Genomic DNA, 17,081 nt, shown 5'->3' on the forward strand with positions numbered 1-17,081 from the left:
GCGTTCGCAGATGCCGTCTTGCGATGGCCAGACCTATCGAACGGCAGGCAGTTCCTTTTTTCATGCGCTATTTTCTCGACACTGAATTTAACGGTTTTGGCGGTGGGCTGATCAGCGTCGCGCTGGTTCCCGAACATGGCGACCAGGAATTTTACGTCGCGCTGCCGCTGCCGGACGATGTCGAGCCATGGGTGGCGCAGCATGTCGTTCCCTATCTGCGCCATGTGCCGCCGGGCATATATCTGGAACTCAACCGGGCGGATGCGGCCGATCATGTCGCCGCCTATCTGGAAGGGGATGATGATCCGCTGATCATCGCCGACTGGCCGGAGGATCTGGCCCATTTCTGCGCGTTGCTGGTGAAGGGGCCGGGCCTGATGGCGGGGGTCGATTTCGGTCTGCGGCTGGAACTGATCAATGCTGCGGGCTTTAGCGCCGCGGCCAACAGCCGGGTGCCGCACAACGCCCTGCACGACGCGCGGGCGCTGCGGGATTTCTACCTCGCCGATTGAGGCGCAGCGGCGCGGCCGACCCGCGCCCGCTCCAGCCACCACAGCAGCGCGCTTGCCAGCAACCAGCCGATCGCGAACGGCCAGGGCGATCCGGGGACTGACTTGCTCGTGGCGGCCTTGTCGCCCGATGCTGGCGGGCGTAGCATCAACATGGCGTCCCGATCCCGCGCCGCCCGCATCACCGGCAGGGCATTGGCAGGCTGGACGTAGAAGGGCGTGGCCTGGTCATCCCCCGCCCGGCGCAGTTGGTGCCAGCCAGCCTGCTCTGGCCAGAAGGCAGCGCAACCCGCTGTCGGCAACAGATTCGCCATCCGTCCATTCGGGCGTTCGACCTCAACAGGGGCGGACAGGCCACACAGGATCATCCGCTCGCCCGCCCATCCCGGTGTCGTGACGGGCGTCATGCCGGGGGCGGGGCGTGCAACGGTCGCCAGCATCGCGCTCCACCAGTCGCCATGCAGCCCCCGATGGCCCGTCAGCGTCAGCGCGTAGCTGTCGATACCAGTGAACAGCGCAACTCGCCCGCTACCCACCGCCCGCCAGGCCGCCAGCGTCACGCCCCCCGCATCGCGCAGCAAAGGCACGGCGCTCTGACCCTCCGGCGTCAGGCCAAGACGGCTGATCTCCGGCAGCATTTCGTCGGGCAGGGCCAGGTCCGCTGGCCTGTCGTCGCTGCCGATACCCTGCCGGGTGCGCGCGATGGTGGGGGCAAGGGGCTTGGGCAGGGCGAGGGGAACCAAGCCGCCCTTGCCCGTCAGGCCAAAGCCCAACGCCTGCCATTGTCCGCGCGTCGTCGCGTCGATCGGCCCGCTGGGGTGCAGGATCAGACCCAGCCCGTTGCGCGCCGCGTCCATCAGCACGCCGCGCCGCGCTGCCCAGCTGCGGTCGTCGACGATGGCGGCGTCGAACCGGCGCAGCGTTGCGCCGTCCATCGCGATCGGCGCGTCGCCAAGCGCAATGCCGCCGCCCGCGCTCATTTGCGTTGTGACGGCAAAGCCCGCATCGGCAGCCCAGCGGCGCAGATATTTGACTTCGGCATTGGGCGCGGCCGACAGGATCAGCAGGCGCGGGGCTGGGCTTTCAGCGACCAGTAGCGGGACGCCGGCCTGTTCGACGGTGCGGCGGCCATCGCGCACGCGCAGGGTGAACAGTACGGCTCCAGCGGCGCGCGCGGTGCCGGTCAGCGCAAAGCGCCCATCGGCGTCGGCCTGAGCGCTGTCCGTTACCTGCCCGGCCGGGTCGAGCAATTCGACGGTGGCGCTGGGGAGGGCGCTCAACTGCCCACCCAGGCTGAAGCTGCTCCCCGGCGCGACGAGCGGGGGCGGGGCAACATGGCTGATACCCTGACGCAGAGGGCGCGGCTCAAAACGGACGGCGACTCGCTTTGCCGCTTCCATGTCGCGCGGCGGCAGGCCGTCGCCCAGCACGATGATCTCGCTGGTGCCGGGATGCCGCCGCAAGGCGGTCGCAAGGTCGGGCACATGTTCGCCAGCGCCAATGTCGGGCGCTTCGGGCAGCAAGACCATATGACCAGCCGCCAGACGAGACGTACCGCGTGTAGCGATCCGCAGCGCGCCGCTGCTCGTGGTCGTCGCAGGGGGAAATAGCGTCAGAAACAACAATATCCCGCAGACCGGCTGGAGCAGCAGCAGCGCGATCAATCGCCTGGGCGACGGCGCGCTTGCGCTGCGATGCCACAGGATCAGACGCACGCTTGCCACAATCATGGCGGCGCTCAACAGGATGGCGGTCATCCATGCGGCGGTCATGGCTTGCCGCCTTCTATCGCGCCTAGATAGCTCGCACCGCCAGCATCGGCGGGACGGCGCCGGGCAGGCTGGGCGGGCGGCCGTTCCATGGCGGTCCAGAGAAGGGCGCGCAACTTGGCGCGGCAGGGCAGACAGGCGGGGTCGCGGCGGACGGCGTCGATCGCCCCTGAAAGCGCCAGCGGATCGGGCAAATGTGCGGATTGCCCCCGCGCCCAGCGGTCCAGCGCATCCAGCGCGATCGGCCCCCGGATCGCGCCCGGCCCATCGCCCAGCGCGCGCCAGGCCGCCGCAGCAGGGCCGTCCCGTCCTTCGACCGGGCTGATCGCCAGAACGCGGCTGGCCAGCCCCTCCCGCTTGCCGGTCATGCGGCGACTGGGGTCGATCGGCGGGAGTTCCGGCCCTACCCGCGACAGGAAGATGCGGGTCGCCTGCTGCACCTCCTTGATGAAGCGCAGCGCGCGATAGGCAAAGGGCAGCGCCAGATCGGGATGCCCTTGCCTCAGCTGCATCTCGGACTGCCACATTTCATCGACTGCCTTCTTCAGGATGGCGCGGGTTTCAGGATCGAGGCTGGAAGCGGGCGAGTCATCGTGCGGATGGCCAAAGTCCGCCAGCACATCCTCCGGCGCGCCAAAGCCCGGCGCGGGTTGCCGGGGCGGGCCGCCATGGTCGTGGCCATCGTCGCTATGCTGTTCGCCATCATTGGTCGGCGGTTCCGGTTCGCCTTCCTCTTCGCCGCCCAGAAACTGGCTGTAGCGGCCGCGCAATATCCGTTGGTCGCTGCCGATGCTGGCGGAACGGGCAAGATAGCGATCGGCGGCAAGGCGGCGCTTCTGCTTGAGGAGCGCTTCAGCATCGATGATGATCTGTCGCTGACTGCGGAAATAGGCGGGCAGGGTGATGTTGACCATGCCCTCCAGCCCGCTGCTTTCGGGCTGCCTGGACGATGGCCAGCGCAGGATCAGGCTGGGGCCGCGCACTTCCTGCGCAGCGGGTTGCCGCATGTCGCGCACGATGAGTTGCACCACCATGTCGCCGCCCGCGCTAAACCCAAGAGCGCCGAAATCCAGTCGGGGGCTGAAACGTCGATCGCGTGGCGGGCCGCTGCCCGAAACCGCTATTTCGCGCTCGCTGAAGGTCACATTCTCGCCCTCACCGATCGCCAGCGTGACGCGGAGCCGTGCGGTTGCGGCGACGCCATAATCGTCCGTGGCGGCAAAGACCGGGGTCCAGTTGCGCTGACCGGCCTGTACCATCGTCAGGCTGGTGGCCGGGCTGATCGCGCGCACCTGAGGCGGACTGTCGGCAATGGCGTCGACCCGGTGGAGAGGCGGCGTCGGGCCACGGCCCGATGCGGGATCGACGCGATAGAGGAAGGAGGCGTCGAGCGGGCGGCTGGCGATCCAGTTTGGGCCGTCGCTGCGCAGGGCGATGTGCGCGCCGCCGACCGGCAGGATCGCCGGGACAGTTGCTTGCGGATCAAAGCGCAGCGTCCATTCGATCCGCGATCCAACCGGCGCGCGCGCGTCCAGCGACGCGGAATCGCGCGGCGGCAGGCCGGTGTAGGCAGGCGGGATGATCCGCAGATTCTGCGCGGTCAGACGCGGGATGCCGGGCGTTGCGGGCAGCGCTTCCGTGCTGGGCGCCAGCGTCGGCGGCCCATGACCGGGGCGTGGCCAGAACAGCGCGAGGCCGACCGCGATCAAGCCCATGATCCCCGCGAGCAGGATCAGGCGGCGGGACCAGTCGGGACGCAGGCTGTGGGGACTGTAGCGATCGATCCTGCCGAGCAGCCGCGCCTGCTGGAGCCGCTCAAGCGGGCCGAGTAAAGCAGGGTCGGCGAACAACAGGTTGGCACTGTCCTCCATGTCCGGCCGCTCGCGATCCAGCGCATGGACCAGCCAGGCTTGATCATAGCGCCGGGCACGATAGCGCGCGGCAAACAGGACGATTGCCGCTGCGATCATGGCGGCCGCAAGGGCGGCGATGATGCCCGACAAGCGCCAGCCAATGGCCGCAAGTCCCAGGACCAGCGGCACGGCAAGGGCGAGACTGTCGGCCATCACCCGATATTTTGCGGGGGCCGTCCAGCGGGCGAGCAGATCGTTCGCGCTCATGGACCGATCCCCCGGCTGCGGCGGGTCGCCAGCCAGCGTTCGGCGATCAGCAGCGCCGCAATCAGCATCGCCAGCCACGGGCGCATATCCTGTGGCGGCTGATCATAGGCACGTCCACCAGTCAGCGGCGCATAGTCAGCGGCGGCAACCCGCGCTGGCGGCGGCGGGGCCGGGGTCAGCACGGCACGCAGACGAGTGGGGAAATCGGCGTCCAGCAGGGCCGGCGTCATGGCCGGGGTCAATGGACGGGTGAAGCGCAGCAGCCGCCCCTGGCCCAAAGGCATAGCCTCTACCAGCGGTGCGCCAAGTGCGTCGCGCCAGAGCGGCGCGCGCGGCGTGTCGGCCGGAACCAGCATGTCCGACGCGACCAGCGCGGTGCCGCCCTGCTTGGTCCAGCGGATCAGCCCGTCCGGCACTGTTCCGCCGCCCAGCCAGATCAGGACATGGCGCTGGTCCGGCAGTGGCGCATCGATCGCGCCCGTGTCGATCGCGGCATCGCGACCAGCGGGTTGCCATGCCAGCGCGGCGGCGCGCAGGAAGCGGATGCCTCCGCGATGCTGCGCATCATATCGGATCGCAAGCGGCGCTATTGGGGCAGGCTGGGTGCGCGGGGCAGGCATGGCACCCGGCACGATCTGCCATTCCGGCTTGCGCGACAGGCGGAGACGGTCGGCATCCGCCCCTTCGATGACCTGCGGTGTGATGATGGTCAGCGGAACATCGGCAGGCATTTCAGCGTCAAGCTGACGGATCAGGCTGGCGACGGGGAATGGGCCGGATGGCGCCGGCTGGTCGATCGACGGAAAGCCGGGGGCCAGCCAGACCGATCGGACATCGCCAGTGGGCGCACGGGCGGGATCGACACCGGGGACCAACGCCGCGACAGGCTTGCGGTCTCCGGCCCCGAACAGCACGGGCTGGGCAAGCCACAGCGCGACCAGCGCCAAGAGGAGGAGGCGCAGCAGCAGCAGCGGCCATTCGTCGAACCGCAGCCGCGATCGGGGGCGGGGCTTTTGCCGCAACCAGCGCAAGGCGGCGAAGTCGGTCGGCACCTGCTCGCTGCGCCGGGCGATATGGATGACCAGCGGGACGATGAGCGCCAGCAGCGCGGCCAGCGCGCCGGGCAGCAACAGGGCTGGCGTCATTGATATTCCGCCGCTTCATGCGCGCCGAACAGGCGGCGCAGCGGCACGTCGATCGGCTGGTCGAGCATGTGGGTGGCGTAACGGATTCCCACCGCGTCCAGCCGATCATGCAGCGCATCGCGCGCCGCCCCGAAACGGGCAAGAAATTCGCTGCGCAGGGCGGGACCGTCCGCCAGCAGTTCCTCGCCCGTTTCGGGGTCGCGGAATCGATAGCCGCCGTCGAAGGGAAAATCGCGCTCGGCCACCGTCAGCATTTCGATCAGTAATGTCTCGCGACCGGCCGCCGCCAGCTTTTCCGCCAGTTCGACCGCGCCGGGATCGAAACAGTCGCTGAGCAGAATGACCATATCGCGCGCGCCGATCCGCTCCCACACCGGGCCAAGCTGATCCTCCGCCGCAAAGCCGCCGACTGCGTTCACTGCAATCAGTTCCAGCAGCAGCCGGTCCCGCTGCCGTGCGTCGCTGGCTGGCGGTAAAAGCGCCAGACCCTGATCGCTCAGCGCCATCCAGCCAAAACGGTCGCCCTGCCGCATCGCCAGATCGGCAATGCAGGTCGCCAGTCCTTTTGCGGCGTCGAAGCGGCTATAGTCCGGGCGCGCGGCATCGGCCTGCGTCATCGAAGCGCTGGCATCCATCAATATCCACACCGCGACCGGGCTTTCGCGCTCCGCTTCGCGCACGAAGAATTTGTCGGACCGGGCGTAGAGTTTCCAGTCGATCTGGCGCAATTCGTCGCCGCGCTCATAGGCGCGATATTGAGCGAATTCGAGGCCCGCGCCCCGGCTGTGGCTCTGGTGCAGGCCGATGCCATGCGATCCCACCGCCCGGCGCGTGACGAGACGCAGGCTTTTCAGCCTGTTCCGTACGTCAGGGGGGATGAAATCGACCATGCTGGGTTCAGTTAAGCGGGACGGCGCGCAGTAAGGCGGCCACGACATCATCTGCGCTACGCCCCTCTGCCTCCGCCGCGAAGGACAGGAGCAGGCGGTGGCGCATGACCGGCGCGGCGAGCGCAATAATATCCTCCCGCGTGGCGGCAAGCCGCCCATGCAGCAATGCGCGCGCCTTGGCCGTCAGGATCAGCGACTGGCCAGCGCGCGGTCCCGCGCCCCATTTTACATATTTGCGGATATCGTCGGGCGCGCCATCGCCGGGGCGGCTGGCCCGCACCATGCGGGTGACCCAGCGGAGCAGATCGTCGCTGAAATGCACCTGACGCACCCATGCCTGGAGGGCCAGCACTTCATCGCCATGCATCACGGCGGGTACGGCATTCGCCTTCGCCCCCGTAGTCTGGGCCAGAATATCCTGTTCTTCCTGCTCGGTAGGATAATCGACGCGGATGTGCAGCAGGAAGCGGTCCAGCTGCGCTTCGGGCAGGGGATAGGTGCCCGCCTGTTCCAGCGGGTTCTGCGTCGCCAGCACGAAGAAGGGCGCTGGCAGCCGGTGCGTCACGCCGGCATAGCTGACGGTCTTTTCCTGCATCGCTTCCAGCAGCGCGGCCTGCGTCTTGGGCGGGGTGCGGTTGAGTTCGTCGGCCAGCAGCAGGTTGGTGAACACCGGCCCCTTCTGGAAGCGGAAGCTGCGATGGCCGGTGCCATGATCCTCCTCCAGCAGTTCGGTGCCCAATATGTCGCTGGGCATCAGGTCGGGGGTGAACTGGACGCGGCGGAAGTCCAGCTTCAGCGCTTCGCCCAGCGAGCGGACCAGCAATGTCTTGCCCAGTCCCGGCACGCCCTCCAGCAGGCAATGACCGCCCGCAAGCAGCCCGATCAGCAATTGTTCGACGACTTCACCCTGCCCAACGATCGCCTGGCCGATTGCGGCGCGCAACTCGGTCAGGCGGGCAAGCTGGCCCTGAATATCGGCTTCGGTGATGCTGGTCATAGACGGTCCCTTACTGGGCAATTTCATGCTTACCGTTCACCCTGCGCCTGTCGAAGGGGCGTCCTTCTTGAAGGGAAGAACAAGGCTTCGACAGGCTCAGCCCGAACGGGGTTTAATTGGAGGCGTAAAAATTATCGATCACACCGACAGCGCATACATCACGATATTGACGCCGAACCGGGTGTTGTCCTCGGCCAGGAACCGCTTGTTGCGCCAGTCATAGTCCCATTCGCAGCCATAATCCTTGTTGCTGTAGAGCACGCCCAGCCGCCCCTCTATCTCTATCCCTTTCAGATAGTCATGAACCAGATCGTCGCCCCAGCCATTCAGTTCGAAGCCGGTATTGGGCGGGCCGTCAAATTTGAAGAAGGACCGATAGAGCGGGTGGGTATTGGGCAGTTGCTTGAGCGCCTTGCTGCCGAAAATCTTGGCCATCTGCGCTTCGAACGACCGGGCGAACAGGCCGTCAATATCGTGGTTGCAATCATCGACCAGCACGAACCCGCCATTGCGTACATAGCGTTCGAAATTGCGCCGTTCTGCCGCCGAAAACTCCACCAGCTTGTGCCCGGCCAGATAACAGAAGGGCGCGGTCAGCATCCTGGGGTCGGACAGGGCGATGACATGCTCCTTCGGGTCCACCCGTAATGTCGTATAGTCGATCAGCGATGTGATCAGGTTGGACGGCATCCGCTGGTCGACATCCCAGTCGCCCGAATCATATCGCAGTCGCGTGAACCAGAAATCATAGCCCCCCGCGGCCGCGAGCGGTCGGGCCAGCATTGCGCTGGCCAGACCGCCCGCCATCAAATGCATAAACGCCCGGCGTCTCAGGATTTGAGAGTCATGCAACGAGAGTTGTTCCGTCAGGGAAATCCTCCCCCGGCGGGGGAGGTGGCAGCACGAAGTGCTGACGGAGGGGTGTCCTGCTTTCGATAGGGCGACACCCCTCCGTCTGGCCGTTGGCCAGCCACCTCCCCTTGCAGGGGAGGATGATGGTCGTTGATATCACACCGCGTCCGACAGCGACGTGAAGGTGAAATCGCGCAGCTTCATCGGCGGCACGATGATCGGCGTGTCCGCTTCGTCGCCCTTCACGCGGACGGGTTTGCCCAGCTCTTCGACATTGTTGAGCATGATGACCGGGGATTCGTTGAAGCGGAAATTCTTGATCGGATATTTGATCTGGCCATTTTCGATATAGAAGGTGCCGTCGCGGGTCAGGCCCGTCAGCAGCACCGTCTGCGGATCGACCATGCGGATATACCAGGTGCGCGACACCAATATGCCCCGCTCGGTCGTGCGGACCAGATCGGCGGTCGATTTAGTGCCGCCGGTCATGATCAGGTTGCCGGGCTGCGCCATCGCGGGCTTGCCCTGCTTTTGCGACCAGTAGCGCGAATATTCCATGTTCACGAGCTTGCCATTCTCGACGATCGGCATTTTCGTGCGCGGCAGGCCTTCCTCATCCCAGGGATAGACGGCAGCGCCCGGATAACCCGGGTCGGCGAAGAAGTTCACCTGCGGCCCGAACACCTGTTCGCCCAGCTTGTTGCCGCCACCCTTTTTCGAGAGGAAGCTGCGGCCTTCGTCGGCGGAGCGCGCGTCGAAGAAAAAGAACATGAACTGAATGAGGCCAGCGGCTGCCGCCGGTTCCAGAATGACCGTATATTTGCCCGGTTCCAGCGCCTTCGCGTCCGCTGACGCACTGGCTTTGCGCATTGCGACGCGAATATCCTCGCTTGCGTTGAAGTTGGCGACGTCCTGCACATTATGCCCGACCCAACCGGAGCCGCGCCCATCCTCGGTGCGGACGGTGCAGGTATAATCGGCGCTCGTGCCGGTCTGATACCCGTAATTGCCCTTGCTATTGAGGAAGGCGACGAACCCGGCCTGATCCTCAAGATAGCCTGCCGCGACCAGCTTTTCGGCGCGGCATGGAGCGATCGAATCGCTCGCCACCTTGGCGCGATAGGCGGCGGTAATCCCGGCGGTCGCGGGGCTGAATGTCGGCGTCGGCGTGTAGGTCTGCTTGTCGACGGCGGGCATGAATTCCGGGTTTTCCGGGGCCAGCTTCGCCAGTTCCTCCGCCCGGCGCACCACGCGCTCCAGCGCGGCGTCGTCAAACTGGTTGATGGTCGCGATGCCGACCCGTTTGCCAAAGGCGACCTGCACAGACAGATCGATATTGTCGGTAATGCCTGCGGTCGACACGTCGTTGCGGGCAAAGCGCACATTGCCGCGGGTCGAACCGGTCAGCTGCGCGGTGCATTCGTCCGCCTTGGAAAAGCCCACGACCTTGGTCAGGATCGCCTTGGCCTGCGCTTCGGAAAGGATGCTCATATTTTTCTCTCCCTGACCGATCAACCGAGCGAACGGGCGGTGTTGATGACGTTGATGCCGTTGAAGCGCGCGGTGCTGGAGCCGTGCGATACGGCCGAAACCTGCGCGGGCTGGCCCTTGCCGTCGAAGAAGGAGCCGCCCAGGCGATAGTCGCTGGCGTCGCATACGCCCGCACAGGCGTTCCAGAATTCCGGCGTGCGGATCTGGTAGGCGACATCCTCGATCTGCTGGGTGATCTTGCCGTTCTTTATCTCGTAGAAGAGCTGACCGCCAAATTGCGCATTATAGCGCTGCTGGTCGATCGAGAAGCTGCCGTCGCCGATGATGTAGACGCCATCTTCGACATTGGCGATCATGTCAGCGACGCTCTGCTTGGCCTTGCCGGGTTCCAGACTGACGTTCGCCATGCGCTGGAACTGGACGTTGGACCAGCTGTCGGCATAGCAGCAGCCGTCGCTCTCGCTCTTGCCCTCGATATGCGCCTGATCGCGGATCGCCTGATAGCCGACCAGCTTGCCGTCGCGGATCAAGTCCCACTTCTTGGTCTTGACGCCTTCATCGTCATAGGCGACCGCGCCCAGACTGCCGGGCTGGGTCTTGTCCGCGACGATATTCACCTTGTCGCTGCCATATTGGAAATGGCTTTGCAGCTTGTCCATCGTGGCAAAGCTGGTGCCGGCATAATTGGCTTCATATCCCAGCACCCGGTCGAGTTCGAGCGGATGGCCGACCGATTCGTGGATGGTGAGCCAGGTGTGCGAGGGGTCGAGCACCAGATCATATTTGCCGGGCTTGACGGAAGGCGCATTGATCTTCGCGCGCGCCTGCTTGGCGGCGGCGATCGCATCTTCCTTCATGTCATAGCTGTTGCCATAGACGGTGACGCCATTGGGCAGCACGGTCTTGCCGGACGCTGCGCCGTCCAGATATTCAAAGCCCAGCCCCATCGGCGCGGACAGGCCTTCACGGACGCGGAACTTGCCCGTCGCCTTGTCGACGGCGGTGACTTCCATCGGTGCCCAGATGCGGTGCACATCCTGGTCGATATAGCTGCCGTCGGTGCTGGCGAAATATTTCTGCTCATTGACCAGGAACAGAATGGAGCGGATGAAGTCCGCGCCCGCGTCCATGGCGGCGGCGTTCACGCCCATCAGCAGGTCGACCTTGTCCTTGATCGGCACGGTCATGCTGTTCTTGACGATCGGCGTGCGCCAGCTGACTTCACCCGCGCCCTTGACCGGGGCAAGCTGAACCGGGGCGGACTGGGTGGGCGCATTGGCCTTTGCAATGGCGACGGCCTCTGCCGCTGCCTTGGCGACGGCTTCCCTTGTCGTATCGTTGGTGGCGGCAAAGCCCCAGGCGCCGTTTGCGATCACGCGGATGCCAACGCCGGTCGATTCGGTGTTGACGACATTTTCGACATTGCGTTCGCGGGTGATGACGAACTGGCGCAGGTAACGGCCCACGCGCACGTCGCAATAGGTTGCGCCAGCGCTCTTGGCGGCATTCAACGCCGCGTCGGCCAGCGCCTTCTTCACGGTCACGTCGATGGCGCTGTTCAGTTCCTCCGCGGCAATCACCTTGCCGAACATCGAAGGCAGGATCAGGCCGCCTATGCCCATGGTGCCAAAGGCCAGGAAATCTCTTCTGTGCAAGGTTCGTCTCCACCTGCAAATGCCCGCGTCAAGCGGGTCGGATTGTGCTTGGGATGCGGCCGGTTGGCCGTACCGATGGGTGGGATCATCGCGGCAGGGCCGGGCTGGGTCAAACATCTTTTACGACTGCACAACTTTGCCTTGCCCGCTTTCGACATATGACATCTGTCGAAAGATGCTGGCCATGGCAGGGCAGGCCGCACGTTGCGTGGACGCAACAAATCGGGCCGCGCACGGCCGTTTCCCCTGGCGGGGTGGATCATATCCGGATGCTGTGAAGAAATGTGGTCGGGGAAAGAGGATTCGAACCTCCGGCCCCTGCCTCCCGAAGACAGTGCTCTACCAGGCTGAGCTATTCCCCGACCGATGCCGAAGCCGCGATGAGGCGACCCCGTAAGGCAGGCCGCAGCCTATAGAGACGGCTTTTCAGGCTGGCAAGCGGCCAGAGCGGCTTTTTTTGCGTCTCACAAAAGCCCGGCTGCGCGGAAGCTGAACCGGCTTTCCCCGGCCTCTATCATATGGTCGGCCAGCCGCATGTCGAGCGGGCGGAGCCGCCGGGCAAGGGTGCGGGTCAGGGCGATGTCGGCCGGACGGGGCAGGGCAGCGCCGCCGCCGGGCCGTCGCTGGTGAAGCGCCAGCCATTGTCCGTCCAGCGCCAGCAACTGGCTGACGACGGCGCGCCAGTCGTCCGCCAGCGGCACGCGGTCGCGTGGTCGCCAGGCGGCGTCAAGGAGGATGAGGTCCAGTCCGGCCATGCGGGAAATGTGACGCGGGCCGGTTTCGCCACGCCAGCCCAAGCCGCGCCATTCTGGTTGAATAGCCGCCTAGTCTGATCCGGAATGAAGGGGAGATTGGCGGGCGGGACTGGCTGGGCTACAGCGGGCGGTGATCCACAGCCTTCATACAGGATGCCCGCCCTTGCGCGACACGATGCCCCACTATGAGCAGCAATATATAGACCTGATGCGCCATATCTGGCGTCATGGCGACGAACGGATCGACCGCACCGGGGTTGGCACCCGGTCGATCCTGGGCGCGACGATGCGCTTTTCGCTGGCCGACGATGCAGTGCCGCTGCTGACGACCAAGCGGGTTTACTGGAAGGTCGCAGCCCGCGAGATGCTGTGGTTCCTGTCGGGTGACACCAATATTCGCGAACTGGTGCGGCAGGGCGTCCATATCTGGACCGACTGGCCGCTGGATGCCTATCGCCGCGCCACCGGCGAGGCAATCGACCGGGATGCGTTCGAGGCGCGAATCATCGAGGATGAGGCGTTCGCACGGAAATGGGGCGATCTGGGGCCGGTCTATGGCGCGCAATGGGTCAACTGGCCGCGTTACGAGGCGGCGGGAGTGGGGCTCTACCGGCGCGCGGAGAAAGGGCATAACCAGATTGCCGACCTAGTCGCGGCAATCCGGGCGACGCCGGGGTCTCGCCGCCTGCTGTTTACCGGCTGGAACGTGGCGGAAGTCGCCAATATGGCGCTGCCGCCCTGCCATATGACCTATCAGTTCCAGGTCGCGAATGGGAAGCTCAACGGCCTGCTGTTCCAGCGCAGTTGCGACCTGGGGCTGGGTTTCGCGTTCAACATATTCGGCCTGTCGATGATCACCCGGATGCTGGCGCAGCAATGCGATCTGGAGCCGGGCGAGGTGGTCTGGCAGGGTGGCGACGTCCATCTGTACCTTAACCACGCTGCATTGGTGGAGGAGCAGATGGAGAGAATTCCGTCGGGCGCGCCAAAGCTGCGGATCAATCGGCGACCTTCGGACATTTTCAGCTACGCGATCGACGATTTCGAGGTGACTGACTACACGCCGCAGGCCCATATTGCTGCGCCGGTTGCTGTCTAGGCCGACAGTGAACCGAACATAGCGACGAGGAAAAATGGGTAAGGAAGGCTTGCCTTTCGCGGCGACGTAATATAATGTTATTAGCAAGCAACATTATTGCGATGCAGCATAGGAGGCAGGATGACCGATCCCCACGATTCGGCAGGATTGCAGGGCAAGGCCGGGCATAATCTGCCCCCGCTGCGCCTGCACGTTCCCGAACCGCCAGCCCGGCCCGGCGAGAGCGCGGACTTCACCCATTTCGACATTCCAGCCGCCGACGCGGCCCCACGGCCCGACGAGACGGCGCAGCCCGCGACGATGCGCGACATGGCCTATGGGCTGGTGCGCGTGCTGGATGAAAATGGCGCGGCGGTGGGCCAGTGGAATCCCAATCTGCCCCCTGAAACGCTGTTGCGGATGCTGCGCACAATGGCGCTGACCCGCGCATTCGATGCGCGCATGTTCCGGGCGCAGCGGCAGGGCAAGACCAGTTTCTACATGAAGTCGACGGGTGAGGAAGCCGTGTCGATCGGCGCGGCGCTGGCGCTGGACCGCGACGACATGTGTTTCCCCAGCTATCGCCAGCAGGGCATATTGATTGCCCGCGACTGGCCGATCATCGACATGATGAACCAGATCTATTCGAACAAGGGCGACCGGTTGAAGGGCCGCCAGCTACCCATCATGTATTCGGCGCGGGATGCCGGATTCTTCTCCATCTCCGGCAATCTGACCACCCAATATCCCCAGGCGGTCGGCTGGGCGATGGCGAGCGCAGCGCGCGGGGACACCCGGATCGCGGCGACCTGGTGCGGCGAAGGATCGACGGCGGAGGGCGACTTTCACAGCGCCTGCACCTTCGCCAGCGTCTATCGCGCGCCGGTCATCATGAACATCGTGAACAACCAGTGGGCGATCAGCAGCTTTTCGGGCTTTGCCGGGGCAGAGGCGACCACCTTTGCCGCGCGCGCCGTGGGCTATGGCATTGCCGGCCTGCGCGTCGATGGCAATGACGTGCTGGCGGTCTATGCCGCGACCCGCTGGGCTGCGGACCGGGCGCGCGCCAATGCCGGGCCGACGCTGATCGAACATTTCACCTATCGGGTGGAGGGGCACAGCACATCGGACGATCCGTCCGCCTATCGCTCTGCCGAAGAAAGCAGCCTGTGGCCGCTGGGGGATCCGATCGCGCGGTTGAAGCAGCACTGCATCGTCCTTGGCATCTGGGACGAGGACCGCCACGCCGCGATGGACAAGGAATTGGCCGAACTGGTCCGCGACGCCGCCCGCGAGGCGGAAAAGAACGGCATTCTTGGCCATGGCCTCCACCATCCGATGGAAAGCATGTTCGAGGATGTGTTCGAGGAGATGCCCCGGCACCTGAAGGAACAGCAGCAGCAGATGCTGGACGAATGGAAGGCGGCGGGGCTGTGAGTGATGTCATGACGCAAGAAGCAGGCACGGCCGTGCAGCAGATGAACATGATCCAGGCGATCAACAGCGCCATGGACGTGATGATGGAACGCGACCCCACCGTCGTGGTGATGGGCGAGGATGTCGGCTTTTTCGGCGGCGTGTTCCGCGCCACCGCCGGGCTGCAACAGAAATATGGCAAGAACCGCGTGTTCGACACGCCGATCACCGAATGCGGTATCATTGGCGTGGCGGTCGGCATGGGCGCCTATGGCCTGCGGCCCGTGCCGGAAATCCAGTTTGCCGACTATATCTATCCCGCGCTCGACCAGCTTGTGTCCGAAGCGGGGCGGCTGCGCTATCGTTCGGCGGGCGAGTTCATCGCGCCCATGACGGTACGATCGCCCTTTGGCGGCGGCATTTTCGGCGGGCAGACGCACAGCCAGTCGCCCGAAGGCATCTTCACCCATTGTTCGGGGATCAAGACGGTCATCCCGTCCACCCCCTATGATGCCAAGGGTCTGCTGATCGCGGCGATCGAGGATAATGATCCGACGATCTTCTTTGAACCCAAGCGCATCTATAACGGCCCGTTCGATGGCGAATATGACACGCCGGCGACCAGCTGGGCCGGGCATCGCGATGCGCAGGTGCCGACCGGCTATTACCGCATCCCGCTGGGCAAGGCGCGGATCGCGCGGGCGGGCGGGGCGCTGACCATCCTGTGCTATGGCACGATGGTCCATGTCGTCGAACATACCGTTGCGATGCTGGGGCTGGACGCGGAGATTGTCGACCTGCGCAGCCTCGTCCCGCTCGACATCGAAACGATCGAGGCGTCGGTGAAAAAGACCGGCCGCTGCCTGATCGTGCATGAAGCGACCCGCACCAGCGGTTTTGGCGCGGAACTGCTGGCGCAGGTACAGGAACGCTGCTTCCACTATCTCGAAGCGCCGATCGAGCGGGTGACCGGGTTCGACACGCCCTATCCGCACAGCCTGGAATGGGCCTATTTCCCCGGCCCCGTCCGCATCCGCGAAGCCATCAACAAGATCATGAAGGATTGAGCGCCATGGCTCTGTTCACATTCAAGCTGCCGGACATCGGCGAAGGCATTGCGCAGGCCGAAATCGTCGGTTGGCACGTCAAGGTCGGCGACCGGGTCGAAGAGGACCAGCCGATAGCCGACATGATGACCGACAAGGCGACGGTCGAGATGGAAAGCCCGGTCGCGGGTACCGTCGTGCGACTGGCGGGCGAGGAGGGCGATCAGGTGTCGATCGGCAGCATGCTGGTCGAGATCGAGGTGGAAGGGGACGACGTCGCCGCGCCGCCGCCATCGGTCGAGACGATTGAGGCGGAAGTGCCGGGTGAAGCGGTTATCGAGGAACCGACATCCGTTCGCCCCGCGATCGAGCCGGGGGCAGGCGCTGAGCCTGTCGAACGGCCCAGCCGAACCGAAGGAGAGGCGGCGTCGCCTGCGGCTGAGCCGAAGGCTTCGACTTCGCTCAGCCCTGACGGAAGCGGGCATGAGGCTTCATCCCCCATCCTCGCCTCTCCAGCCGTCCGCGCCCGTGCGAAGGATCTGGGTATCGACCTCGCGCAGGTGAAGTCGGCTGGCGATCATATCCGCCATGCCGACCTCGACGCCTATCTGCTCTACGGACAGGGGCAGGGCTATCGCGCGGCGGGAAAATCGGCGCGCCGCCCCGACGAGCAGGTCAAGGTCATCGGCATGCGCCGCCGGATTGCGGAGAATATGGCCGCGTCCAAACGGCACATTCCCCATTTCACCTATGTCGAGGAAATCGACGTCACCGCGCTGGAAGCCTTGCGCGAACAGCTCAACGCCAGTCGGGGCGACAAGCCCAAGCTGACCATGTTGCCACTGCTGATCGTCGCCATCTGCAAGACTTTGCCCGACTTTCCGATGCTGAACGCCCGTTATGATGACGAGGCGGGCGTGGTCACGCGCCACGGATCGGTCCATCTGGGGCTGGCGACGCAGACCGATGCGGGGCTGATGGTGCCGGTGATCCGCGACGCGCAGGACCGCAATGTCTGGCAGTTAGCGGGCGAAATCCGTCGCCTGGCCGACGCTGCCCGGTCGGGCAAGGCCAAGTCGGAGGAACTGTCCGGCTCCACCCTGGCGCTGACGTCGCTGGGTCCGCTGGGCGGGATCGCCACCACGCCGGTCATCAACCGGCCCGAAGTCGCGATCATCGGTCCCAACCGCGTGATCGAGCGGCCCGTTTTCCGGGGCAAGGAGATTGTCGCGGCGAAGCTGATGAACCTGTCGATCAGCTGCGACCACCGCGTCGTCGATGGCTGGGACGCGGCAAGCTATGTCCAGGCTGTCCGCAAGCTGCTGGAAAATCCCGCTCTTCTGTTCGTGGATTGAGGA

Annotated in this window: 14 protein-coding genes and 1 tRNA gene; 5 read left to right on the top strand and 10 right to left on the bottom strand. The window is 65.1% G+C overall.

What is annotated here, in order from left to right; genetic code table 11:
- The first annotated feature begins 62 nt into the window (after positions 1 to 62).
- Positions 63 to 512 (top strand): hypothetical protein, encoded by a 450-nt coding sequence (locus FE851_RS06560; RefSeq protein WP_017182216.1) that lies wholly within the window; start codon positions 63 to 65, stop codon positions 510 to 512.
- Here the strand turns inward: FE851_RS06560 and FE851_RS06565 are convergent.
- The 10 genes from FE851_RS06565 to FE851_RS06610 all read right to left on the bottom strand — a co-directional run bounded on the left by FE851_RS06565 (position 497) and on the right by FE851_RS06610 (position 12,225).
- Positions 497 to 2,281, bottom strand: a complete 1,785-nt coding sequence (locus FE851_RS06565) for a carboxypeptidase-like regulatory domain-containing protein (protein ID WP_145200849.1) — start codon at positions 2,279 to 2,281, stop codon at positions 497 to 499. The genes FE851_RS06560 and FE851_RS06565 overlap by 16 nt on opposite strands.
- On the bottom strand, positions 2,278 to 4,398 hold the full coding sequence (locus FE851_RS06570; protein WP_145200852.1) for a DUF4175 family protein: 2,121 nt from the start codon (positions 4,396 to 4,398) through the stop codon (positions 2,278 to 2,280). The genes FE851_RS06565 and FE851_RS06570 overlap by 4 nt, the downstream gene beginning before the upstream one ends.
- The gene (locus FE851_RS06575; RefSeq protein ID WP_145200855.1) at positions 4,395 to 5,543 is read right to left on the bottom strand and encodes a BatA domain-containing protein; all 1,149 of its coding nucleotides are present in this window, start codon (positions 5,541 to 5,543) and stop codon (positions 4,395 to 4,397) included. The genes FE851_RS06570 and FE851_RS06575 overlap by 4 nt, the downstream gene beginning before the upstream one ends.
- Positions 5,540 to 6,433 carry a DUF58 domain-containing protein gene (locus FE851_RS06580; protein WP_145200858.1) on the bottom strand — a complete coding sequence of 298 codons (894 nt, stop codon included), beginning with the start codon at positions 6,431 to 6,433 and terminating at the stop codon, positions 5,540 to 5,542. Before FE851_RS06580 ends, FE851_RS06575 begins: the two co-directional genes overlap by 4 nt.
- A 7-nt stretch (positions 6,434 to 6,440) precedes the next feature.
- On the bottom strand, positions 6,441 to 7,430 hold the full coding sequence (locus tag FE851_RS06585; protein WP_145200861.1) for an AAA family ATPase: 990 nt from the start codon (positions 7,428 to 7,430) through the stop codon (positions 6,441 to 6,443).
- A gap of 138 nt (positions 7,431 to 7,568) precedes the next feature.
- A complete protein-coding gene (locus FE851_RS06590) occupies positions 7,569 to 8,237 on the bottom strand; it encodes a DUF4159 domain-containing protein (protein WP_019053549.1) in 669 nt (222 codons plus the stop codon).
- Positions 8,238 to 8,438: 201 nt separating this feature from the next.
- Positions 8,439 to 9,773 carry a TldD/PmbA family protein gene (locus FE851_RS06595; protein WP_145200864.1) on the bottom strand — a complete coding sequence of 445 codons (1,335 nt, stop codon included), beginning with the start codon at positions 9,771 to 9,773 and terminating at the stop codon, positions 8,439 to 8,441.
- A 20-nt stretch (positions 9,774 to 9,793) separates the two neighbouring features.
- The gene (locus tag FE851_RS06600; protein WP_145200867.1) at positions 9,794 to 11,428 is read right to left on the bottom strand and encodes a TldD/PmbA family protein; all 1,635 of its coding nucleotides are present in this window, start codon (positions 11,426 to 11,428) and stop codon (positions 9,794 to 9,796) included.
- A 285-nt stretch (positions 11,429 to 11,713) separates the two neighbouring features.
- A tRNA-Pro gene (locus FE851_RS06605) sits at positions 11,714 to 11,790 on the bottom strand.
- A gap of 102 nt (positions 11,791 to 11,892) precedes the next feature.
- Positions 11,893 to 12,225: a JAB domain-containing protein gene (locus FE851_RS06610; RefSeq protein ID WP_409994474.1), complete on the bottom strand. Its 333-nt coding sequence runs from the start codon at positions 12,223 to 12,225 to the stop codon at positions 11,893 to 11,895.
- A gap of 133 nt (positions 12,226 to 12,358) precedes the next feature.
- On the opposite strand from FE851_RS06610, the gene thyA reads away from it, so the two are divergent.
- From thyA to FE851_RS06630, 4 genes are all read left to right on the top strand, one after another.
- The gene (thyA, locus tag FE851_RS06615) at positions 12,359 to 13,282 is read left to right on the top strand and encodes a thymidylate synthase (RefSeq protein WP_186378848.1); all 924 of its coding nucleotides are present in this window, start codon (positions 12,359 to 12,361) and stop codon (positions 13,280 to 13,282) included.
- Between the two features lie 120 nt (positions 13,283 to 13,402).
- Positions 13,403 to 14,698, top strand: coding sequence for a 3-methyl-2-oxobutanoate dehydrogenase (2-methylpropanoyl-transferring) subunit alpha (locus FE851_RS06620; protein WP_145200876.1), 1,296 nt, complete (start codon positions 13,403 to 13,405; stop codon positions 14,696 to 14,698).
- Positions 14,699 to 14,739: 41 nt separating this feature from the next.
- A complete protein-coding gene (locus FE851_RS06625) occupies positions 14,740 to 15,744 on the top strand; it encodes an alpha-ketoacid dehydrogenase subunit beta (protein ID WP_130753082.1) in 1,005 nt (334 codons plus the stop codon).
- A 5-nt stretch (positions 15,745 to 15,749) separates the two neighbouring features.
- On the top strand, positions 15,750 to 17,078 hold the full coding sequence (locus tag FE851_RS06630; protein ID WP_145200879.1) for a dihydrolipoamide acetyltransferase family protein: 1,329 nt from the start codon (positions 15,750 to 15,752) through the stop codon (positions 17,076 to 17,078).
- Positions 17,079 to 17,081 lie beyond the last annotated feature (3 nt).

Origin of the sequence: Sphingobium sp. B2, assembly GCF_007693735.1 — a bacterium.
Classification (GTDB): Bacteria; Pseudomonadota; Alphaproteobacteria; order Sphingomonadales; family Sphingomonadaceae; genus Sphingobium; species Sphingobium xenophagum.